We start from the raw sequence: 21,556 nt of genomic DNA, 5'->3' as shown, positions 1-21,556 counted from the left end.
GGCGCTCTTTGTGAAGCGGCCGCGACAACTTGTCGAGTCCCGCGCCGAACGGCGACGGGCCGCTTCCCCGTTCGGGAAGCGGCCCGTTTCCCTGCCGGACTGAGCGCCGCGGCCTAGCGGGCCTGGCTGGTCTCCAGGAGATCGGTGATCCGGCGCATGGTCACGCGCCGGTTGTCCCGCTCCGCGCCCTCGGTGTTCACCTTCAGATACTGCTCGCCGTAGCCCTTGGTGGTGAGGTTTTCCGCCGGAACGTCGTAGTATTCCGTCAGAAGCGCCGCCACCTCCTCGGCCCGTCGATCGGAGAGGGACAGGTTGTCGAGATCGCCGCCGACCGCGTCCGTGTGGCCCTCGATGAGAAAGACCTCGTTCGGGTTCTTCTCCAGCACGGAGAGGATGGCGTCCGCGATGGTCTCCAGCGCGCCGATCTGGTCCTCGTTCACCCGCGACGAGCCGGTGTCGAAGGTGATCGTGTCGATGTCCACCCGGCGGACGCGCTCGCGCAGCGCCGGCGTGTTCACCACCTGGTCGAGGCTGTAGCGCTGCTGCGGCCGATCCACCGGTGCGGCCGCGAAGGCCTCGTAGATGGCCTCCGGCGAGGCCTCGTCCGCCTCGACGATATACTGGTCCTCCGGCACGTCCCACACCGGCGGCTCCACGTCCACCACATAGTAGTCGTCGGCGTCGCGACCCCGGCCGGAGGAGCGGGTGTTGTCGAAGAGCACGTAGTCGTCGCCGTCGCGGGTCCGGCGGGTTCGCCGGAGCACGCGGCCCTCGGCGTCCGTCACGGTGATCACCCGGACACCGCCGGGCCGCACGATGGTGGTGACGGTGCCGCCGTCCCGGTCTTCCGTTGTCACGTCGTCGGCGCCGAAGCCGAGCCGGTCGATCTCGTTGTAGCGGATGATCGTCCGGCCTTCGTCGCGGATGATGCGGCGGCCACCCGGCTCCACGATCACCACACGGCCGTCCTCGTCGCGGATCTCCCGGCGTTCCCGGCGGATGTCGCTGAGCCGCTCGTCCTGGCGATCCTCGAAGAGCCGCAAGCGCTCCTCGCGGTCGGCGAGCCGCTCTTCGCGGTCGCGCAGCCGCTCGGCCCGGCGGGCATCGCGTTCCGCCGCGTCGAGGTCGCTGTCGAGCGCCTCCTCGCGCCGCTCCCGGCGATCCTCCAGGGCCCGAAGGCGATCGCGGCGGCCGTCCGCCGCGCCGGCGGCCTCCGGCTCGGACGCGGCGTCGGGCGCCGTCGCGGCGGCCGGCACATCGGCTGCGGGCGCATCGGCGGCGGGTGCATCGGCGGGCCGATCGGCGGTGTCGCCCTCCTGCTGCCGGCGGCGCAGTTCCTCGCGCACGTCGTCGCGCCGTTCACGGGCGGCCTCCGGGGACCGGTCCTCCTCGGCGCGGTCGGCGTCGGCGACGGGCTCCTCCGCCGCGCGCGGAGCCTCGGTCGCGGCCGGATCGGGCACATCGGGGGCAGGCGCCGTTTCGGCCGGCGCTTCCGGTGCGGCGGCGGGCTCCTCCGCCTGAGAAGGCGCGGCCTCGGCCGGTGCCTCCGGGGCGGGTGCTTCGGGCGCGGGCTCAGGTTCGGGTTCGGACGAGCGGCGCTGCTGGCCCTCCGGATCCTCCGGCGGCGCTTCGGCAGCGGGCGGCTCCGGCTCGGGCGGGGCGGCGGGCTCGGGCGGCGCTTCGGCTTCCGGGGGCGGTGGCGTTTCGGCTTCCGGGGCCGGCGGTGCGGGCTCCGGCGCGGCTTCGGCCGGCGCTTCCGGCGGCGGCGCTTCCGGCGGCGGGGCCTCCGGCTCCGGCGGCGGCGCTTCAACGGCCGGAGGCGGCGGCGCTTCCGCCTCCGGCTGGCGCTCCATCTGTTCGGACGGGTCGCCTGGCGGCGCTTCGACCGGCGGCAAGGGCGGCGGCTCCTCGGCCTGGGCGAGAAGGAGAGCCTCTGGCGCCGCGAGCGCCGGCGCAGCGGCCAGCAGCATCACGGGGACGAACACGCCCGCGAGGAGGTGGGATTTCTTCTTGTCCATGGGTCTTGGCCTTCCCGGAAACGGCAGAGGTGCGGAAAGAACCGGGATGCGCCTGGTTGGTTCCGCGATCTCTTCAGTGGGATCAAGGGCCCTGGACGATGTTCTTCAATTGAGCGCGCCTGAAGGCGCTCTCCAGCTCACATCATGGCAGATCTGGTCGAGACGAGGCCGATTGGTTGCGAAGTATGGCGAAGGTGAATACTCGATGAACGGCGCCAAACAATGATGGCACACAGAATCGAAATCGTGGCGCACACGCGACGTGTTCGCCAGTGCTTGCCTTCCTGGCCGGCTGGCCGGACGGCCGCTCCAGCCATCGCCACGCGCCGCGCTCGAAGAAGAACGACCCCGGCCCGCTCTCATTCCCGCGCGATCGCTGTTCCGCTTCTCGCGCTTCAGCCGTCCGGTTGGTCGGCGAGGAAGCGCTCCATCACGGCAACCACCAGCGCGTGGTCCTCCTCTTGCGGTAGGCCGGACACCGTCACCGTGCCGACGAGCCCCGTGCCCGCCACGGTCACCGGAAAGCAGCCGCCGTGCGCCGCATAGGCCAGCGGATCCACCAGATAGGCCTCGTGGAAGGGTATGCCCTTCTGCACCGCCTTCCGGCCCATGTAGTAGGACGAATGCCCGAACCGCATCACCACGGCGGTCTTGCGGGCGACCCAGTGGTCGTTGTCCGCCGTGGTGCCGGGCAGAGCCATGTGGAAGATCTGCTGGCCCGAGCGGGTCACGTTCACGGTCACGGCGAGCGCGCGCCGGCGCGCCTCCTCCACGATGGCAAGGCCGAGCGCGATCGCCGTGTCATTGTCGAAGCGGCGGAAGACCAGCCGGCGTTCCTGGTCGAGGAGGTCGGCAAGGAGGGCGTCGAGGGACATGGGCGGCGCTCCGGCGCTTGAGGCTCGATCGCCCGATCCTAGCCGCGTTCGCATGGACAGGCCAACCGGCCCCGTCGCGCGAACGCCTTTCGCCCCGTGGAGCCTCTTTTTGTCAGGCCGCGTGGGCGAGCCCGGCGTCCGACCCGTAGAGGGCGCCGAACCGGTTGCCGAGGAAGGCCGAAAGCGGCACCGCCTCTTGTCGCACCAGCCCCCGCGCCGGCAGAGCGCCCTCGGCCAGAAGGTCGAGCACGCCACAGATGCCGGCGGCGGTGGTCACCTGGATGGCCGAGTGCAGGATGCCGTTCACCGGCCGGGCATAGACCTTTTGGGCGAAGGTGTCCTGCACCAGCCGGCCCTCGCGGGTGCCGCTGACAGTGACGAAGACGATCACCACGTCCTGCAGGGTGGTCGGCACCGCCTGTTCCAGGATGTCCTTCAGCACGTCCCGGCGGTCGCGGAGGCGGAGGTCGTTGAGCAGCGCCTTCATGATGGCCGCATGGCCCGGATAGCGGATGGTCTTGTAGTTGAGCGTCCGCACCTGGCCGGCCAGCGTCTCCGCCAGGGTGCCGAGCCCGCCGGAGGTGTTGAAGGCCTCGTAGGCGACGCCGTCGAGGGAGAATTCCTCCCGCTCCTCCAGCGGCTGCACCTCCCTGAGCGCGCCGTTCACCACCGCCTCGCAGGGCTCGCAGTACTCATTGATCACCCCGTCGGTCGACCAGGTGAGATTGTAGTTGAGCGCGTTGGAAGGAAACTGCGGCAGCGCGCCGACGCGCATGCGCACGCTGTCCACCGCGTCGAAACGCCGGATCAGGTCGGCGGCGACGATGGAGATGAAGCCGGGCGCAAGGCCGCATTGAGGGATGAAGGCGCTGTCCGCATCGGCGGCGAGCTGTTTTACCCGCCGTGTGGTGGCGACGTCCTCGGTGAGGTCCAGATAGTGCACACCCGCCGCGCGAGTCGCCTCGGCGACGCGGATCGTCAAGTGCCAGGGGGCGGCGGAGAGCACCGCGAACCGGCCGGCCAGGAGGCCGGTGAGGGCGCGGCCGTCCTCGATGTCGAGCACCCGGCGCTCCACGTCGCCCGGCACGTCGATGCGCTCCAGCGCGTCGCGGGAGCGGTCGACCACCGTCACCGCATAGTCGCCGCTGGCGACCAGCATGCCGGCGATGGTGGAGCCGATCTTGCCGCCGCCGATGACCACGATGTCCTTGCACATGGGTCGCTCCCTTGTCGTCGTGCCTTGAGGTTGAACGAAGAGGGTGCTGGAGGGCGCTGTCCGATCGCAAGGCGCGATCCGCCGGTCTGCGCGCTTTCTTTCGTCACTTTGCTCGCCTATGCTCGACACTATGCTGCTCGACGACACCGACAAGGCCATCCTGGCCCTTCTCAGGGAGAACGCCCGGGCCTCCACGGTGGACCTTGCCCGCCGGCTCGGCCTGTCGCGCTCCACCGTCACCGCGCGCCTACAGCGACTGGAGACGTCCGGCGTGATCCTCGGCTACACGGTCCGGCTCATGGGCGACCTGGAGAACCGGTCCGTGCGGGCGCACATCACGCTCGTCTGCCATCCCAAGCGCTCCGCCGGGGTGGAGGCGGCGCTCCGGCGGATGCCTGAGGTGCGCCAGCTTCATTCCGTGTCCGGACCGGTCGACATGATCGTCCACGTGTCGGCGCCCTCGGTCGCCGAACTCGACGCGGTGATCGACCGGATCGGCGCGCTCGAAGGGGTGGAGCGCACCGCGTCGGCCATCCTGCTCTCCACCCGGATCGATCGCTGACGGCCCACGGCGACCCGCGACGGCTGTTTCGCTTTCCTTTCGTTTGACTTTCGTTTCATTCCGGCGGACAGTTCGCGACGACCTAGAGAAGACCGCGGGCGGACAGGGAGGGGAGCCTCGCCGCCGAGACGGTCCAGCCGGCCGCATGGCCGGACCGGCCTGACGGCCGGGTGGGCATTCGGGGAGGAAAGACGCATGAGCGGCTTCATTCTGGCGATCGACCAGGGCACCACGTCCACGCGCGCCATCGTGTTCGACGACAGCTACCGGGTGCGCGGCGTCGGGCAGCAGGAATTCCCGCAGCACTTCCCGGCGTCCGGCTGGGTGGAGCACGACCCGGAGGACCTGTGGCGAACGACCCTGGACACGGTGCGCTTCGCGCTCGCCGACGCGGGCCTCTCGGCGGCGGATCTCGCCGGCATCGGCATCACCAACCAGCGCGAGACCACCGTCGTCTGGGACCGGCAGACCGGCCAGGCCATCCACAACGCCATCGTCTGGCAGGACCGGCGCACCGCGGAGGTCTGCCACCGGCTGAAGGCGGACGGCGCGGAGCCTATGGTGTCGGCAAAGACCGGCCTCATCCTCGACCCCTATTTCTCCGGCACCAAGGTCGCCTACATCCTCGATAACGTATCCGGCGCAAGGGCGCGGGCAGAGGCGGGAGCGCTCGCCTTCGGCACGGTGGACAGCTTCCTCCTCTGGCGCCTGACCGGCGGCCGGGTGCACGCCACGGACGCCACCAATGCCTCGCGCACGCTCCTCTACGACATTCGCCGCGGCGACTGGGACGACGACCTCCTCGCCCTCATCCGGGTGCCGCGGGCGATGCTGCCGGAGGTGCACGACAGCGCGGCCGACTTCGGCACCACCGACCCGTCGCTCTTCGGCGCCGCCATTCCGCTCCGGGGCATCGCCGGCGACCAGCAGGCGGCGACCGTCGGCCAGGCCTGTTTCGCGCCCGGCATGATCAAGTCCACCTATGGCACCGGCTGTTTCGCCGTGCTCAACACTGGGCCGGACTTCGTGCCGTCGAAGAACCGTCTCCTCACCACCATCGCGTATCGGCTCGACGGGAAGACCACCTACGCCCTGGAGGGCTCCATCTTCGTCGCCGGCGCCGCCGTCCAGTGGCTCCGCGACGGGCTGAAGGTGGTGGAGCGGTCCGATCAGACCGGCCCGATGGCGGAGGCGGCGGATCCGGCCCAGACCGTCTACATGGTGCCGGCCTTCACCGGCCTCGGTGCACCCTGGTGGGATGCGGACGCGCGCGGGGCGATCTTCGGCCTCACCCGCGCGACCGGTCCGAACGAGCTTGCCCGGGCGGCGCTCGAGGCGGTCTGCTACCAGACCCGCGATCTCCTGGAGGCCATGCGGCGCGACTGGGCGGGCGACGCCGACACGGTGCTTCGGGTCGACGGCGGCATGGTGGCGAGCGACTGGACCATGCAGCGGCTCGCCGATCTGCTCGACGCCTGCGTCGACCGGCCGACGGTGCTGGAGACGACCGCCCTCGGCGCGGCCTGGCTTGCCGGCCGGCAGGCAGGCGTCTGGCCGGATCAGGCGGGCTTCTCGGCGAGCTGGCGGCTCGACCGGCGCTTCCTGCCGGCCATGGACGAGGAGGTCCGCACGCTGAAGCTCGCCGGCTGGGCGGATGCGGTCCGCCGGACGCTGACCCACCCCCTGCAGAACTGACCGCTCGCCGAACCGGCCGGGACCTGATACCTCCCGCCGTCTGGCGCCGGACGGCGGCGCTGTTCGGACACTCGACCCGTGCTTGCTCAGATCACCACGTCGCTCGACCGCCAGAAGAACACCATCGCGCTTGGCGTGGTGCTGATGCTTCTCGGCGACTTCATGTTCGCCCTCAACGACGTGATGGGAAAGTGGCTGGTCGCCACCTACACGGTCGGGCAGGTGCTCCTGATCCGCAGCCTCGCGGCGCTCGTCGTGATGGCGCCCCTGATCGCCCGCTCCGGCGTCCGGCGGCTGGTGGTGGTGGAGCGCCCGGTCACCCAGGTGGTGCGCGTCCTCTGCTCCACCGTGGAGGTGACGCTTTTCTACACCGCCGTCATCTACCTGCCGATCGCCGACGTGATGAGCTTCTACCTGGCCGGCCCGATCTACGTGGCCGCCATGTCGCCCTTCCTCCTCGGCGAGAAGGTGGGCTGGCGCCGGTGGACGGCCATCCTGGTGGGCTTCATCGGCGTCCTGGTGGTGCTGTCCCCGTCGGGGGAGACGCTCTCCTGGCCGTCGCTCATCTCCATCGCAGGCAGCCTCTGCTACGCCCTGATGGTGGTGCAGAGCCGCCAGCTTCGGGCGACGCCGGATACCACGCTGGTGTTCTGGCAGACGGTGGGGGCGCTGGTCGCCGGTCTCGCCATGGCGCCGTTCGGCTGGGTGACGCCGACGCCCTTCGACTTCGCGCTTCTCGGCACGCTCGGCGTCGTCGCCATGACGGCGCACATCCTGATCAACCGATCGCTGAAGCTCGCGCCGGCCGCCGTGGTGGCGCCGCTGCAGTACACGCTGCTCCTGTGGGCGATCGTGTTCGGCTACTTCATCTTCGGCGACGTGCCGCAGACCAACATGCTGATCGGCGCCGGCATCATCGTCGGCGCCGGTCTCTTCATCTTCGAGCGGCAGAAGACCCTCGCCAAGGCGTCGGTCCAGGACATGGTCTGAGGCAAGCCGCCCCGTCGGACTGCGGCGGGGCGGTTCGCTTGCTTATCGACGGGCCACGAAGACGGCGGCAAGGAAGGCGGCCGCCGGGATGAGCAGGCCCTTGCGGCTCATCAGGTTCCGGCGGACCGACGAGGGTCGGCGGCGGCGCGGCAGGGCGTCCTCGGCGGCATCCTCGCCGGCGGCCGAGCCGGCCGCGGCACCCATGCCGAGCGTGCCCAGCATGCCGAGCCCGCCGAGAGGCGCGTGGCGACGACGCTGCGCCGACAGGCGCACCATCTGGATCACCAGAGCGATGAGGCCGAACACCGCCGCCACGATGAGGCAGGCCCAGATCGGGCCCACCGCGCGCGCGAGGGCGATGACGATGGCGGCCAGCACGAAGGCGAACGCCATGAGCCCGACCACGGCCGCCGCCACGCCCAGCATCAGCGAGCGAACGGCCCGTCCGGCCGACTGCCTGGCTTGCGCGAAGGCGAGAGCGGAGACGATCGGCCCCAGCATCGGATCACCGCGACGAGCGCGAGATGAGACCGATCAGGTAGCCGACACCGGCCGCCACCGCGACGGCGGTCAGCGGACGTTCGCGGATGGTGCGCTCGGCCTCCGCCTCCAGGGCGCCGGCACGGGCATAGGCTTCGTCGCGCAGCACCGCGCCCTGGCGCATGGCTTCGTCGGCATAGCCGGCCGCACGGTCCTTGGCGGCCTCGTAGCGGTGCGTGGCGATGTCGCCGACGAGGGACGACACCCGCGCAAGCTCCTTCTTCAGCTCGGCGAGTTCATCCTCGAGGCGGCGGCTTTCGGCATCGCTGCCGAGGACGGTGCTGGCGGCGGTGCCGCCCGAGGCGGTGCTGCCGGAGGCGGTGGTGGCGTCGGAGACGCGGCTGGTCGGGCCGTTGGCCATGGTGCAAATCCCTTTGGTCGTCGTTGGCGACGCATCAAGGAACCCGCCCCCGGTCGGTTTGTTCCGAGGCTTCGGCTTTGCCGTGGCGGCAAGGATCGCCTGCCCGCCGTTCCCGTCAGGCCGCCGCGACGTTTTTCAGGAAACCGCCGATGGCCGCCTTCAGGTCGTCGGCGGTCGCCCGCATGGCGGCGGACGCCTCCAGGACGGCGCCGGCGGTCTCCGATGTCTCGGCCACGGCGCGGTTGAGATCGTCCATGTCGGAGACCACGCGGGCGGTGCCGTGCGCCGCCTGATGCACGTTCGACGAGATCTCTATCGTCGCCGAGCCCTGCTGGGCGACGGCGGCGGAGATTTCCGAGGTGCGCCGGTCGATCTCCTGCATGGTCTCCACGATGGTCTCGATCGCGCCCACCGCGTCGGCGGTGGAGCTCTGGATGGCCGAAACCTGGGCGGCGATCTCCTCGGTCGCCTTGGCGGTCTGGCCGGCGAGCGACTTCACCTCGCCGGCGACCACCGAGAAGCCGCGTCCGGCCTCACCGGCTCGGGCGGCCTCGATGGTGGCGTTGAGGGCCAGGAGGTTGGTCTGCTCCGCGATCGAGGAGATCAGCTTCACCACGTCGCCGATGCGGGTGGCGGCGTCGGAAAGGGCCGTCACCTGGGCGTTGGTCTCGGTGGCGCGCGAACGGGCCGCCTCCACGATCACCATGGTGCGCTCCACGTCCGACGAGATGGCACCGATCGAAGCGGACAGCTCTTCCGAGGCGCTCGCCACGGTCTGCACGTTGACGGACGCCTCGTCGGAGGCCGCGCGGGCGGAGACCGCCCGGGCCGCTGTGGCGGACGCGATCCCGTTCAGCCGGTCGGCGGTGGATTGCAGCGTGGTGCCGCTCGTCGCCACCAGGCCGAGCAGGCGTTCCGCCCGGGCGTCGAATTCCTGGACGAGCGCGTCCACGGCCTCCTGGCGCGCCTCGCGGGCCCGGCCTTCCGCGTCCGCCTTGGCCTGCAGCTCCTGGCGTTCGACCGCGTTGTCGCGGAACACGAGGACCGCGCGGGTCATGTCGCCGATCTCGTCGCGGCGCTTTTCTCCGGAGAGCGAAAGGGCCGTGTCGCCGGCGGCGAGCCGCGACATGGCGCCGGTGAGCGCACGGATCGGACGCTGGACGAGGAGTACGAGCGCGGTGCCGATCAGGAGGCTGAGCACCACCGCTGCGGCCAGTGCCGCGAGGATGCCGGTCAGCGCCTCGGTGCGGTCGCTCGCCGCCGCCGCCTTCTCGCGGGCGGCGAGCTGGGTCAGCACGGCCGCCGCGCGGCCGAGGTCGGTGTTCACCGCCTTCAGGCCGGCCTCGGCCACCGTCTGGCTGGCAAGGACGATGTCGGCTTCCGCCTTCAGGGTTTCCAGGAGCGGCTGCACCGTGCCGGAGAGCCCGCGGATCTCCTCCTCGGATGCGCCGTCGGTCGACAGCACCGCGGCGATCCGGGCCACCTGGTCCACCTGGGCGCCGAGGCTGGAGCGGCTCTGCGCGTCGGGCCGGGAGGTGAACACGACCGTGTCCAGCATCAGCTTCTGCGTCGCCGCCGCGTACTTGTTGGCGCCGTCGACGATCCCCTTGCGGGCGACCGCAAGGCCGTCCGCCGTGGCGGCGCCGTCGAGGGCGGCGACCAGCGCCGACGTGCCGGCGGCGCGGAGGGCGGCGGCGGCGCCTTCGGCCTGCACCAGGGCGCCGGCCGCCGCGATGCGGGCGACCGGATTGCCCTCGCCCGTCCGGCCCAGCGCCTCTCGGGCCGCGGCGACGGCGGCTTCCGTGCCCTTCAGGGTCTCGCCGGCCCCGCCGGCGACCGGGCGGGCCTTGCGGATCGCCTTGGCGACGGCGGCCTCATAGACGCCGACGTCGGCGGCGAGGGTCTCCGGCGGCGCGCCCGCGAGGACGAGCGTTCCGGCGAGCCGGCGGCTCTCGGTCTCGATGTCGGAGGCGGCGGCGATCAGCCGGCCGGCGCTCTTGACGGCGTCGCGCGCCACCTGGTCCTTGCGTCCGCCGTCCCGGTCCAGCCGCGTCGCGGCGTCGGAGAGGGCGACGCTGGCCCCCTGCACGGCAGCCGCCACGCCGCGGATGGTGTCGGTGGAGGTCAAGAGCGCCGTGCGGGCGGCGCCCGTCTCGTCGAGCCGGGCCTTGAGGCCGGCAACGGCGGTGGAAGCCATGTCGAGCATGCGCGCGTCGTCGGGCGTCGGCATCAGGGCGCGCAACTGGTCGAGGCGCGCGGTCTGCTCCCGGATCGCCATGTCGATCCCGCGGGCGAGCGTGTCGTCCGGCCGGGCCGCAAAGGTGCCCACGTCGGCGACCAGCCGCTGCAGGCCGCTGAGGCCATCCGTGGTGCGGGCGGTGCGATCCATCCGGCTCTGCAGGCCGTCGACGAAATAGAGCCCCGTCGCCCCGACGGCCGCGCTCAGCACCAGGATCGGCACGAAAGCGGCCACGATCTTGGTGGTCATTCTGCGATCCGCGATCCAGCCGCCCGTCCAGCGCATGGTCCACTCCCCTTGTATTGTTGACGCATAGGACCATGCGAACGTGTGTAATTGCTTAAGTTCAATAACGTCGGCCTATGTTTACCATGAGATCCACGGTTTCCTTGATGGGATCACCTCGAAACTGACGGTTGGCGGCCGTCTTCGCCGGATTGAACACCGCCCGTGAACGGCTCGTCCACAGCGCGAGGGACAGACAGGAGCCCGGCGGCGGCCTAGGTTCGGGGCCGGAAATAACGACAAGGACAAGCCGCCCATGACCCGTTCGGACAGAGACCTTCACGGCGACGCGGACCGCCTGGAGCCCAACGCGGCGGTGGAGACCGTCATCGTCCCGCGCGCCCGCGACCTCGGCGGCTTCGAGGTCCGCCGGGCGCTGCCGGCGATCGGCCGGCGCATGGTCGGCCCTTTCGTCTTCCTCGACCAGATGGGACCGGCGGAATTCATCACCGGCCAGGGCATCGATGTGCGCCCCCACCCGCACATCGGCCTCGCCACGGTGACCTATCTCTATGAAGGCGAGATCATTCACCGGGACAGTCTCGGCAGCGACCTGCCGATCCGCCCGGGCGACGTGAACTGGATGACGGCCGGGCGCGGCATCACTCATTCGGAGCGGACCAGCCCCGCCCTGAAGGCGTCCGGCGGACCCCTGTTCGGCATCCAGTCCTGGGTGGCTCTGCCGAAGGCGCACGAGGAGACCGCGCCGGCTTTCGTCCACGTGGGCAAGGGTGATCTGCCGGCCCTCGAGGCTGAGGGAAAGAAGGTGCGCGTCATCGCCGGCTCGCTCTGGGGCATCACCTCGCCGGTGGAGACCCTGCACGAGACCATCTATGCCGACGCGATCCTCGCCGCCGGCGCGAGCCTTCCCATCCCGGCCACCCACGAGGAGCGCGCGATCTACACCCTTTCCGGCATGGTCACCATCGCCGGCGACGCCTTCGGTCCGGGTCGTCTTCTGGTCTTCCGGCCCGGCGACGCCATCACGGTGACGGCGACCGAGGACAGCCGCCTGCTGGTGCTCGGCGGCGAACCGATGGACGGGCCGCGGCACATCTGGTGGAATTTCGTCTCCTCCGACAAGGACCGCATCGAGGCGGCCAAGGCCGCCTGGAAGGCCGGCGCCTTCCCGAAGGTCCCGGGCGACGGCGAGTTCATCCCGCTGCCGGACTGACACCCGGCGGGCCGTCAGGCCCGAGGCCAGCAGGAAACGCCACGCCGCGCGCCCGTCTTCAATCCGAACGCGCGTCGGTCTATGGTCCGGCGGGGCTCAAAGCCGGGATTCGGACCAGATGACGATGCAGACGATGGCGCGCACCGTGGCGGCGGCGGCGGTGATGATCGGGATGGCGGCGGCGCCGGCCGCGGCGGCGTGCGGCAACGGCGGCGATTTCGGCGCTTGGCTGCAGGCCTTCAAGCAGGAGGCGGTGGCCGTCGGGGTCTCGCCGCAAGTGGTGGAAAGCGCCCTTCAGGGCGTCTCCTACGACAAGAGCGTCATCTCCAAGGATCGCGGCCAGAAGGTCTTCTCGCAGACCTTCCTGGAGTTCGCCGGCCGTATGGTGTCGTCGAACCGCATGCAGAGCGGCGCCGCCCAGATGAAGAAGCAGAAGGCGCTGTTCGATCGGATCGAGCGCGATTTCGGCGTTCCGGCGCCGGTGATCGTGGCGGTGTGGGGCCTGGAGACGGACTTCGGCGCCAACACCGGCGACATGAGCACGCTCCGCTCGCTGGCGACGCTCGCCTACGATTGCCGCCGCCCTCAGATGTTCCGCGAGGAGCTGGTGGACGCGCTCCGGATCGTGGAACGCGGCGACCTGTCTGCGTCGGAGATGCGTGGCGCCTGGGCCGGCGAACTCGGCCAGACCCAGTTCCTCGCCACGAACTACCTGCGCTACGGTATCGACTACGACGGCGACGGGCGCAGCAACCTGATCCGCTCGGTGCCGGACGTGCTCGGCTCCACGGCCAACTATCTGGCGAAGCTCGGCTGGCGGCCGGGCCAGCCGTGGCTGCGCGAGGTCTCCATCCCGACCGACATGCCGTGGGAGCAGGCGGACCTCTCGATCAAGCATTCCACCGCCGACTGGCAGGCGGCCGGCGTGCGGGCGGCGGACGGCAAGGCGCTGCCGAACCTGCCGGCCTCGCTCTTCCTGCCGATGGGGCGGAACGGTCCGGCCTTCCTGTCCTTCCACAACTTCGACGTCTACCTGCAGTGGAACGAGTCGCTCGTCTACGCGACGACCGCCGCCTACTTCGCCACCCGCCTCTCCGGCGCCGGTCCGGTCGGGAAGGGGAACGGCAAGGTGGACGCGCTCTCGGCGGCGGAATTGAAGACGCTGCAGCAGGGCCTTGCCGCCCGCGGCGTCAATCCGGGGCCGATCGACGGCAAGCTCGGCCGCCAGACCCGCACCGCCACCCGCACCATGCAGATGCAACTCGGCCTGCCAGCGGACGGCTGGCCGGACCACGCGCTCCTCGCCGCGCTGCGCTGAAGCGCGGACGCCCGCTGGCCGCGGCGAGCCGCCTCATCTTGCGAGAACGGGACGGGCGCTTCAGCACCCGTCCCGTTTTCCGTTCGTGAAGGCGCTTCGCCGGGACGACCGCCCGATCAGTCGTGCGCGATGGAGATGACCGCGGCCGGCAGGGAGCCGCGGCCGATCCTGAGCAGCCGGCCTTCGGCGCGGATTTCCCGCGCGCCGGTGATCGGCCGCCAGCGGGCCTGGGGCAGGGAGCCCACGTCCACCACCACCATGCCGGCGGTCGGCCCGGTGCCGCGCACCGGCACCACCACCACCAGGGCCTCGCCGTCGTAGCGGCGGGCGAAGGCGATCACGTCGTCGGCGCCGACCACCGGCAGCGGCGTATAGTTGCCCTTCAGGAAGACGTCCGGATAGGCGCGCCGCACCTCCAGGAGGGCGGCGATGAGCCGTTGCTTGGCCCGGCCCGGCGGCTCGTCCTCCGGTCCGTCGTCGCCGAGCGCCGCCTGTCGGGCCTCGAAGTCCACCGGCCGACGGTTGTCCGGATCGACCAGCACATATTCGTAGAACTCCGAGCCGCGGTAGATGTCCGGCACCCCCGGAATGGTCAGCTGCAGGGCCGTCTGGGCGAGGCTGTTGCGCCGCCCGGCCGGATCGTACTCGGCCACCAGGGCTTCCAGATCCCGCCGGAACGAAGCGCCGGCCTCCCCCTCCACCAGCGTGGCGGCGAAGTCCAGGGTGGCGGCCTCGTAGTCGGCGTCCTGGTCGATCCAGGTGGTGTGCCGCTTGGCCTCCCGGAGCGCCTTGGTCAGGTATTCGCGGATCCGATCCGCCGTGATCGGCCAGGCGCCGAACAGCGTCTGGTAGACGAGGCTCTCGTCCACCGCGTCAGGACCCTCGCCGCCGTCCGGCATGGGCCGGCGGAGCTCCGCGTGCCGGTCGCGCCAGCGCCGGACCTGCTCGGTCCAAGCCTCGGCGATCTCCGACAGGAGATTGAGCCGGGCCCGCGTGTCCGCCCCGCGCTTGGTGTCGTGGGTGGAGAGCGGCGTCAGCGAGGTAAGGCCGCGCTCCGCCGCCGCCCTTGAGGCCGCGTGGAAGTCGTCCTTGCTCCGGTAGGGATGGGTCAGGTGGCTGCCCACTTCGTTGACCGAGGCAAGGGCGATGCTGCGATAGAGTTCGGTGTCCTCGTAGCCCTTGGCCATGGCGGGACCGGAGAGCTGCTGGAAGCGCCGGATGAAGGCGGCCGACTCGGCGTCCTTGGCGCCTTCCAGGATGACCTGGACCAGGAAGGCGAGGGCGCGCTTGCCCCCGCGCCGCAGCTGCGGCCGCGCCGCCTCGGCGGCCGCCTCCAGATAGGCCCGGTCGGCCTCGCTCGCCGTCTCCGTCACGTAGGTGCGGTAGACCGGCAGCCCGGCGATCAGGCCGCTCAGGATCTCCCGCATGGTGCGCAGGCGCACCGGATGGCCGCGCAGTCGGCAGAGGTCCGCGCCGAGGCGGGCGAGCACGTCCATCTCGGCCGAGAAGGAGCGCTCCAGGATCTCCGCCTTGGCGCTGCGAATCCGGGCCTCGACATCGCCTTCCGCCCCGTTCCGGCTGGAGGCGGCCTGCAGCGTCGCATAGCCCGCCGGATCGACGAAGAGGCCGTTGATGAGGTTCAGCGTCTCGTAGCCGGTGGTGCCCTCGATCGGCCACGGGGGGAGTACCTCGTCGGCGCCGAGGATCTTCTCCACGTGGAGCGTCACGTCGGGTCCGACCGCCGCGCGCAGCCGTTCGCAATAGCCCGCCGGGTCGGCGAGCCCGTCGATGTGGTCGATCCGCAGGCCGTCCAGGATGCCCTCGCGGACGAGGGCCAGCGGCAGCCGGTGCACGGCGTCGAACACCGCGGGCTCCTCCACCCGAAGGCCGGCCAGCTCGTTCACGTCGAAGAAGCGACGGTAGTTGATCTGCTCCGCGCCGGTCCGCCAGTGCATCAGGAGGAAGTGCTGGCTGCCGGCGATCTCGGCCATCCGCTCGGGTGTGACGGCTTTGGCGATGGCCGCGCACACGGCATCGTCGCCGAGCGCCGTGGCCACCGCCTCGCGGCGGGCCCTGCGGCCGGAGGTGGCGGCGCGGATCTGCTCCAGTTCGGCCCAGCGGGCGCCGACTTCGGCAAGGTCCTCGCGCCCGGTGGCCGTCGCGGCTTCGGCCAGAAGTGCGCCGACCGTCTGCGGCCGCAAGGGCAGCCGGTGATCCTCGAAGGTGAGGACGACGCGGCCGGTCTTGCGGTCCGGCTGGAGGCCGAAGCGGCCGGCGGCGGCCACCTCGTCCAGGGTGCCGTCGAGCACCGGCAGGATCAGCGGTCCGCTGGTCCAGTCGATGTCGAAGAAGCGGGCGTTGCGGGACCGGCGGCCGAACTCCAGCACGTCCTGCCAGCGGGCATTGCCGGTGCCGCCGACGCCGGCGTGGTTCGGCACGATGTCGGCGATCATGCCGAGGCCGGCCTCGGTCAGCGTGCGGGAGAGGGCGCGCAGCCCTTCGATGCCGCCGAGCTCTGGGTTGACGGCGTCGTGGTCGACCACGTCGTAGCCGTGCTGGGACCCGGCGCGCGCCCGGAAGATGGGCGAGGCGTAGAGGTGGCTGATGCCGAGCGCCTTGAAATAGGGAACGAGGCGCGCGGCGTCGGCGAAGGTGAAGTCCCGGGTGAACTGCACCCGGTAGGTGGCGGTCAGCGGGATCCGGGTCATCGGCCAGCCCACGCCGCTGCGGACCAGGGTCCCAGTCCGATGCCCGTGTCGGTGAGCGAGACGACGCCCGTGGTGGCGGCCGGCTCGCCGCCGGCGCTTGCGCGCGCCTCCGGCCCGAAGGCGAGGAGCGCGTCGTCGCCGGTCGGGTTGAGCACCATGGTCAGGCTGCCCGCCTCGAACGACCAGCGGACGCGGATGACGCCGCGTTCAAGGGCGCGCTCGGCGCCCCGATAGGCGCTGGCGATCCGCGGCACCACGAGGCGGCGGCGGATGGAGAGCAGCCGGCGCGTGGTCTCCAGCGCTTCCTGGGCGTCCGCGTCGGAGAGCTCCGACCAGTCGATCTTGGCGCTTTCGAACGTCTCCATCGACAAGGGGTCGGGAATATCGGACCCGGCAAAGCCGGAGAAGGCACCGAACTCCTCCTTGCGGCCCTTGCGCACCGCCTCGGCGAGATCACCTTCGAAATCGCAGAAGAAGGGGAAACGTCGCTTGGTGGCGAACTCCTCGCCCATGAAGAGCAGGGGGATCTGCGGGGAAAGCAGCACCAGGAAGCGCGCCAGCGCAACCGCCTCCAGCGAGGCGATCTCCGTCAGCCGGTCGCCGAACGGCCGGTTGCCGATCTGGTCGTGGTTCTGCGCGAAGGCGATGAAGGCGGTGGGCGGCAGGTGGCCGGACGGCTGGCCGCGCGGCGCGCCGTCCCGGTTCGACGACGGCTCGCCCTGGTAGACGAAGCCCTCCGAAAGCGCCCGGGCGAGGTCGGCCGACGGGTCGCCGGCATAGGCCGCGTAGTAGCTCTCGTGCTCGCCGGTGGTGAGCACATGGATGGCGTGGTGGATGTCGTCGTTCCACTGGGCGTGGAAGCGCACGGCTTCCTGGTGGCTGTCCCGCTCCAGAAGGTCCGCGAGGTTGTCGTCGTTCTCCAGGATCAGGTGCGGCTTCGGCGAGAGCGCCGACATCTCCTCTGCAAGCTCGCGCAGGAAGGGCGCCCGGCCCTCGCCGAAATAGGCGTGCACCGCGTCGAACCGCAGTCCGTCGAAACCGTAGCCATCCACCCACATCAGCGCGTTCTCGATGAAGAAGCGCCGCACCATCTCGCGGGTGAAGTCGATCGCCGCGCCCCAGGGGGTCTTCAGCGAGGAGTCGAAGAAGCCCTTGTCGTAGGTCGGGATGAAGTTTCCGACCGGGCCGAAGTGGTTGTAGACCACGTCGCAGTAGATCGAGAGGCCCCGCTGGTGCGCCGCGTCGACGAGGGCGACCAGGTCCTCCGGCGTGCCGTAGGCGTTGGCCGGGGCGAACAGGAGAACGCCGTCGTAGCCCCAGTTGCGCCGGCCGGGGAAGCCGTTGATGGGCAGGAGTTCGATCGCCGTGAAGCCGGCGTCCACATAGTGGTCCAGCCGGTCGATCAGCGCCCGGAACGTTCCCTCCGGCGTGACCGTCCCCACATGGACCTCGGCGATAACCATGTCGGCCCAGCGGCGGCCGAGGCGCTTGTTGCGGCCGAAGAGGGACGGGTCCACCACCAGGGACCGGCCCATCACGTCGCTCTCCTGGGCGCGGGCGGCCGGATCGGCCACCTCCCGCCCGTCCACGCGGAACGCATAGGCCGTCCCCGCGGCGACACCCGGCACGAACACCTTGGAATAGCCGAACGGGTCACGGGTCGTCGGATGGGCGACGTCGTCGATGACGAGCTCCACCGTGCCGGCGTCCGGCGCGTGGATGCGAAACTCGACACCGCCGTCGAGCGGCAATGGCCCGAACAAGGGATGCATGTTGACCGGATCTCCTGTCATTCACTTGACCGCGCGCGGGCGAGCGCCCGCTGGTGGACGTCCACGGGGGCGGAGGCCGCGGCCGGCCGGTAAGGGTGCTGGGCAGCGCTCCGGGGGAGGCGGGAGGGCTCGAACCGCGACGGGATCAGGCAGACGTCATGGCCGGCGGGCGTACCCGCCCGCCCGCCGTCGCGCTCAGCTCGGTCAGCCGGCCGGCGGTTGAGGTCCGCCCCCTTCGCCGGCTCCGCCCTTGCGCTCGTCACGGTGATGAGATTCATGTCGGAGCCCCATGGGCGCCCCGGAAAAATGCCCGCCATCGGGCGTCACCGCCCCGGCGGCGGGGCGGGTCCTGGTCGCCTGTTGGGAACCGGCCATGCGGTCATTTGTTCCGCCGATTTCACCAGCGGTCGGCGTGGCTCTGCAGCGGCTTCGGCGAGGGCAATATGGCGTCCGGGGCCTGCCGACGGCAGGCGGGCCTGGAACCCAAGCGGGTCGTTCCGACTTGAACGGAAGCTTTGTCGGCACGGGCCGCGAAGCCCCCGGAAAGGACGCCTTGGTGCAGCGCCGCGATCCCGACATGTCCCCCTCTTCGGCCGACCGCAGCTCCCTCCACCGGGCTCTCGACACGATGCCGCAGATGGTCTGGTCCACCCGGCCGGACGGGTTTCACGACTACTACAATCAGCGTTGGTACGACTTCACCGGTGTCCCGGAGGGCTCCACCGACGGGGCCGGTTGGAACGACATCTTCCATCCGCACGACCAGGCGGACGCCTGGCGCAAATGGCGCCATGCGCTTGCGACCGGCGACCTCTACGAGATCGAGTACCGGCTCCGTCGCCACGACGGTGTCTATCGCTGGGTGCTCGGCCGGGCCCTGCCCATTCGCGACGCCCAGGGCGTGATCGAGCGCTGGTACGGCACCTGCACGGACATCGATGACCTGAAGACGGTGGAGCGTCGCCTCAACCGGTCGGAGGAGCGGTTCGGTTCGCTGGTGGCGGCGACGGACGCGGTGGTGTGGTCGGCCGCGGCAGACGGAGGCTTCGACCGCCCGCAGCCCCGGTGGATGGCCTTCACCGGCCAGGACGAGCACGCCGCCGCCGGCTGGGGGTGGCTCGCGGCCATTCATCCGGAGGACCGCAGCACAACCGCGCAGGACTGGTCGCGCGCCCTCGTGTCGCGCGCCCTCTACCAGACCAGCCACCGCCTGCGCCGGCACGACGGCGTCTACCGGGCCATGCTGGTGCGGGCGACGCCGCTCGTCGGCGCGGACGGGTCCGTGGAGGAATGGGTGGGCATCCACACGGACGTGACCGACCTCAAGGAGGCGGAGAACGCCCTCCGCCGCCTCAACGAGACCCTGGAGGTGAAGGTTGGCCAGCGTACCGCCGAACTGGTGCGCGCCCGCAAGGTCCTGGAGGTCACCAACCAGGGCCTTGAAACCGCCGTGCGCGCCCGCACGGCGGATCTTCAGACCGCGAACGAGGAACTGAAGCGCTTCGCCTACATCATCGGGCACGATCTGCGGGCCCCGCTCGTCAACATCATGGGGTTTACGAGCGAGCTGGAGGCCGGGCGAGATGCGCTCTCGGGCTTCTACGAGGCGGCGATCGCGACGGTGCCGGCCCTGACGTCGCCCGAGATCGACAGGCTGTTCAAGGAGGATTTCGACGAGGCGATCGGCTTCATCCGCTCGTCCACGGAGAAGATGGACCGGCTGATCAACGCCATCCTCACCCTCTCCAGGGCCGAGCGGCGCATGGTCACCCCGGAGGCGATCGACATGCAGGCCTTCCTGTCGACGCTCCGGGGCAGCTTCGGGCCGTCCCTCGCCGCCGTCGACGGGGCGGTGGAGATCGACCCGGACCTCCCGGAGGTGGTGTCCGATCGGCTCGCGCTGGAGCAGATCTTCTCCAACCTGACGGAGAACGCCATCAAGTACCGGGCCGAGAACCGACCGGTTCGCATCCGGATCGGCGGCCGCCTTTCGGACGAGCGGGCGGTGTTCACCGTGGCGGACAACGGGCGCGGCATCGATCCGAAGGATTTCGAGCGGGTTTTCGAACTCTTTCGCCGTGCCGGCGTTCAGGACAGGCCAGGCGAAGGGATAGGCCTCGCCCACGTGCGCGCGCTTGCGCGCAAGGTGGGCGGACGCGTCACGCTCGCCTCCACCTTGGGCGAAGGCACCGTGTTCACCCTCGATCTGCCCCGGCGGATCAGCCAGACCTTCCAGGCCTCAGAATGACAGACCAGAAGCCGGTCACGATCGTGATGATCGAGGACGACGACGGGCACGCGCGGCTCATCGAGAAGAACATTCGACGGGCGGGCGTCTGCAACGCCATCCGGCACTTCTCCAGCGGCACCGCCGCGGTGGATCACCTGTTCGCGCCGGGCGATCCGGACGAGCGTCCCGTCCTGGTGCTGCTCGATCTCAACCTGCCGGACATGAGCGGCACGGAGATCCTCGCCCGGCTGAAGGCCGACCAGCGCCTGAAGCGCGCGCCCGTCGTCGTGCTGACCACCACCGACGACCAGCGCGAGATCCAGCGCTGCTACGATCTCGGCTGCAACGTCTACATCACCAAACCGGTCTCCTACGAGAGCTTCGCCCAGGCGATCCGCCAACTCGGGCTCTTCCTGTCGGTGATGCAGATCCCGGAGGCGCCGTGACGCCTTCGGACGACCGGCCGTTGCGCCTGCTCTACATCGACGACGATCTCGGCCTTGCCCGGCTCGTCGCCCGCACCCTCGGCCGCCACGGCTACGCGGTGGTGCACGCCACCGGCGGCGACAGTGGCCTCGCCCATCTGGCGGCCGGGGCGTTCGACGCGGTCGCCCTCGACCATTTCATGCCCGATCGTGATGGCCTGGACGTGCTCGCCGAGATCCAGGCGCTGCCGGACCCGCCGCCCGTCATCTACGTGACCGGCGCCAACGAGGGCCGGATCGCGGTGTCCGCCCTGAAGGCCGGCGCGGCCGACTATGTGATCAAGGACGTCGGCGGCGTCTTTCTCGACCTCTTGCGCACCGCCGTCGAGCAGGCCATCGAGGCCGTTCGCCTTCGCCATCTCAAGGAGGCGGCGGAGAGCGAGATGCGCCGGGCGCGCGAGCGCGCCGAGACGCTGCTGCGCGAAGTCAACCACCGGGTCGCCAACAGCCTTCAACTGGTCGCCTCCCTGGTGGCGATGCAGCAGCGGAGCGTGACCGATCCGGCCGCGCGGTCGGCGCTGGCCGAGACCCAGGGGCGGATCGCCGCCATCGCGCAGATCCACAAGCGCCTCTACACGTCCGCCGACGTGAGCGCGGTGGAAATGCACAGCTATCTGGAAGGCCTCGTCGACGAGTTGGATGCCGCCCTGTCGGCCACAGGTCGGCCGCAGCGCCTCCGCCTTGCCGCCGACCCGGTGCGGATCCCGACCGATCAGGCCGTGTCGCTGGGCGTGGTGGTCACCGAACTGGTCACCAATGCCTACAAATATGCCTACCCGGACGGCACCGGCGAGATCCGTGTGGTGCTGACCCGGGATCCCGACGCCCTCCGCCTGGCTGTCGAAGACGACGGCGTCGGCTACACGGCCGAGGCGCCGCCGAAGAACGGGTCGGGCGTCGGCATGCGGGTAGTCCGCGCCATGCTGGACACCCTCAACGCGACGGCGGACGTGGAGCGCAGCCAACCCGGCACGCGCGTCATCGTGCGCATGGCGCTGCCGCCGGATGCCTCCGGCGCCGCCTCGGGCACGCCGATCCCGTAGGGCGTGACGCGCCCTGGGGCGTCAAGAAGAAAGGGCGCCCCTGGC

General features: G+C 70.8%; 16 protein-coding genes. 8 read left to right on the top strand and 8 right to left on the bottom strand.

Translation table 11 applies throughout. From position 1 onward, the window contains the following. Positions 1–113: 113 nt before the first annotated feature. From BUQ68_RS15190 to BUQ68_RS15180, 3 genes are all read right to left on the bottom strand, one after another. Positions 114–2,018, bottom strand: coding sequence for an OmpA family protein (locus tag BUQ68_RS15190; RefSeq protein WP_075216845.1), 1,905 nt, complete (start codon positions 2,016–2,018; stop codon positions 114–116). Positions 2,019–2,413: 395 nt separating this feature from the next. Continuing rightward, positions 2,414–2,893 (bottom strand): heme-degrading domain-containing protein, encoded by a 480-nt coding sequence (locus BUQ68_RS15185; RefSeq protein WP_075216844.1) that lies wholly within the window; start codon positions 2,891–2,893, stop codon positions 2,414–2,416. A gap of 112 nt (positions 2,894–3,005) precedes the next feature. Beyond that, entirely contained in the window at positions 3,006–4,109 is a 1,104-nt protein-coding gene (locus BUQ68_RS15180) for a saccharopine dehydrogenase family protein (RefSeq protein WP_075216843.1), read from the bottom strand. Between the two features lie 133 nt (positions 4,110–4,242). Between BUQ68_RS15180 and BUQ68_RS15175 the strand changes: the two genes are divergently transcribed. The 3 genes from BUQ68_RS15175 (at position 4,243) to BUQ68_RS15165 (ending at position 7,356) form a co-directional block, all read left to right on the top strand. After that, positions 4,243–4,671: an Lrp/AsnC family transcriptional regulator gene (locus tag BUQ68_RS15175; RefSeq protein WP_095407348.1), complete on the top strand. Its 429-nt coding sequence runs from the start codon at positions 4,243–4,245 to the stop codon at positions 4,669–4,671. A 195-nt stretch (positions 4,672–4,866) separates the two neighbouring features. Further along, positions 4,867–6,366: a glycerol kinase GlpK gene (gene glpK, locus BUQ68_RS15170; RefSeq protein ID WP_075216841.1), complete on the top strand. Its 1,500-nt coding sequence runs from the start codon at positions 4,867–4,869 to the stop codon at positions 6,364–6,366. Between the two features lie 78 nt (positions 6,367–6,444). Next, positions 6,445–7,356, top strand: coding sequence for a DMT family transporter (locus BUQ68_RS15165; protein ID WP_280949702.1), 912 nt, complete (start codon positions 6,445–6,447; stop codon positions 7,354–7,356). A 42-nt stretch (positions 7,357–7,398) separates the two neighbouring features. Here the strand turns inward: BUQ68_RS15165 and BUQ68_RS15160 are convergent, their stop codons facing one another. From BUQ68_RS15160 to BUQ68_RS15150, 3 genes are all read right to left on the bottom strand, one after another. Then, the gene (locus BUQ68_RS15160; protein ID WP_075216840.1) at positions 7,399–7,857 is read right to left on the bottom strand and encodes a phage holin family protein; all 459 of its coding nucleotides are present in this window, start codon (positions 7,855–7,857) and stop codon (positions 7,399–7,401) included. 4 nt (positions 7,858–7,861) lie between these two features. Beyond that, positions 7,862–8,257 (bottom strand): ElaB/YgaM/YqjD family protein, encoded by a 396-nt coding sequence (locus tag BUQ68_RS15155; RefSeq protein ID WP_075216839.1) that lies wholly within the window; start codon positions 8,255–8,257, stop codon positions 7,862–7,864. Positions 8,258–8,372: 115 nt separating this feature from the next. Then, the gene (locus tag BUQ68_RS15150; RefSeq protein WP_075216838.1) at positions 8,373–10,745 is read right to left on the bottom strand and encodes a methyl-accepting chemotaxis protein; all 2,373 of its coding nucleotides are present in this window, start codon (positions 10,743–10,745) and stop codon (positions 8,373–8,375) included. Between the two features lie 292 nt (positions 10,746–11,037). On the opposite strand from BUQ68_RS15150, the gene BUQ68_RS15145 reads away from it, so the two are divergent. Together BUQ68_RS15145 and BUQ68_RS15140 are read left to right on the top strand one after the other, a co-directional pair. Then, positions 11,038–11,955 carry a pirin family protein gene (locus BUQ68_RS15145; protein WP_075216837.1) on the top strand — a complete coding sequence of 306 codons (918 nt, stop codon included), beginning with the start codon at positions 11,038–11,040 and terminating at the stop codon, positions 11,953–11,955. Positions 11,956–12,073: 118 nt separating this feature from the next. Then, positions 12,074–13,273, top strand: a complete 1,200-nt coding sequence (locus BUQ68_RS15140) for a lytic murein transglycosylase (protein ID WP_075216836.1) — start codon at positions 12,074–12,076, stop codon at positions 13,271–13,273. 116 nt (positions 13,274–13,389) lie between these two features. Here the strand turns inward: BUQ68_RS15140 and treY are convergent, their stop codons facing one another. Both treY and treZ read right to left on the bottom strand, forming a co-directional pair. Next, positions 13,390–15,981, bottom strand: a complete 2,592-nt coding sequence (treY, locus tag BUQ68_RS15135; RefSeq protein ID WP_139315252.1) for a malto-oligosyltrehalose synthase — start codon at positions 15,979–15,981, stop codon at positions 13,390–13,392. Beyond that, positions 15,978–17,753 (bottom strand): malto-oligosyltrehalose trehalohydrolase, encoded by a 1,776-nt coding sequence (treZ, locus tag BUQ68_RS15130; RefSeq protein ID WP_075216834.1) that lies wholly within the window; start codon positions 17,751–17,753, stop codon positions 15,978–15,980. The genes treY and treZ overlap by 4 nt, the downstream gene beginning before the upstream one ends. Before the next feature lie 577 nt (positions 17,754–18,330). Between treZ and BUQ68_RS15120 the strand changes: the two genes are divergently transcribed. From BUQ68_RS15120 to BUQ68_RS15110, 3 genes are read left to right on the top strand one after another with little or no spacing between them, the layout of a single operon-like run. Then, positions 18,331–20,001 carry a PAS domain-containing protein gene (locus tag BUQ68_RS15120; RefSeq protein WP_175577826.1) on the top strand — a complete coding sequence of 557 codons (1,671 nt, stop codon included), beginning with the start codon at positions 18,331–18,333 and terminating at the stop codon, positions 19,999–20,001. After that, positions 19,998–20,429 carry a response regulator gene (locus BUQ68_RS15115; protein ID WP_075216831.1) on the top strand — a complete coding sequence of 144 codons (432 nt, stop codon included), beginning with the start codon at positions 19,998–20,000 and terminating at the stop codon, positions 20,427–20,429. Before BUQ68_RS15120 ends, BUQ68_RS15115 begins: the two co-directional genes overlap by 4 nt. Continuing rightward, positions 20,426–21,511, top strand: coding sequence for a sensor histidine kinase (locus BUQ68_RS15110; protein ID WP_075216830.1), 1,086 nt, complete (start codon positions 20,426–20,428; stop codon positions 21,509–21,511). Before BUQ68_RS15115 ends, BUQ68_RS15110 begins: the two co-directional genes overlap by 4 nt. The last annotated feature ends 45 nt before the right edge of the window (positions 21,512–21,556 follow it).

Source organism: Mongoliimonas terrestris, from assembly GCF_001927285.1.
Lineage (GTDB): Bacteria > Pseudomonadota > Alphaproteobacteria > Rhizobiales > Pleomorphomonadaceae > Chthonobacter > Chthonobacter terrestris.
This window is presented reverse-complemented; position numbering and strand designations above follow the sequence as displayed.

Excerpts from the sequence above, each read along its gene's own strand:
- BUQ68_RS15115 (WP_075216831.1), top strand. The coding sequence starts at position 19,998 with ATGACAGACCAGAAGCCGGTCACGATCGTGATGATCGAGGACGACGAC.
- BUQ68_RS15185 (WP_075216844.1), bottom strand. The coding sequence starts at position 2,893 with ATGTCCCTCGACGCCCTCCTTGCCGACCTCCTCGACCAGGAACGCCGG.
- treZ (WP_075216834.1), bottom strand. The coding sequence starts at position 17,753 with ATGCATCCCTTGTTCGGGCCATTGCCGCTCGACGGCGGTGTCGAGTTT.
- BUQ68_RS15180 (WP_075216843.1), bottom strand. The coding sequence starts at position 4,109 with ATGTGCAAGGACATCGTGGTCATCGGCGGCGGCAAGATCGGCTCCACC.
- treY (WP_139315252.1), bottom strand. The coding sequence starts at position 15,981 with ATGACCCGGATCCCGCTGACCGCCACCTACCGGGTGCAGTTCACCCGG.
- BUQ68_RS15190 (WP_075216845.1), bottom strand. The coding sequence starts at position 2,018 with ATGGACAAGAAGAAATCCCACCTCCTCGCGGGCGTGTTCGTCCCCGTG.
- BUQ68_RS15155 (WP_075216839.1), bottom strand. The coding sequence starts at position 8,257 with ATGGCCAACGGCCCGACCAGCCGCGTCTCCGACGCCACCACCGCCTCC.
- BUQ68_RS15160 (WP_075216840.1), bottom strand. The coding sequence starts at position 7,857 with ATGCTGGGGCCGATCGTCTCCGCTCTCGCCTTCGCGCAAGCCAGGCAG.
- BUQ68_RS15145 (WP_075216837.1), top strand. The coding sequence starts at position 11,038 with ATGACCCGTTCGGACAGAGACCTTCACGGCGACGCGGACCGCCTGGAG.
- BUQ68_RS15120 (WP_175577826.1), top strand. The coding sequence starts at position 18,331 with ATGTCCCCCTCTTCGGCCGACCGCAGCTCCCTCCACCGGGCTCTCGAC.
- BUQ68_RS15150 (WP_075216838.1), bottom strand. The coding sequence starts at position 10,745 with ATGACCACCAAGATCGTGGCCGCTTTCGTGCCGATCCTGGTGCTGAGC.
- BUQ68_RS15140 (WP_075216836.1), top strand. The coding sequence starts at position 12,074 with ATGACGATGCAGACGATGGCGCGCACCGTGGCGGCGGCGGCGGTGATG.
- glpK (WP_075216841.1), top strand. The coding sequence starts at position 4,867 with ATGAGCGGCTTCATTCTGGCGATCGACCAGGGCACCACGTCCACGCGC.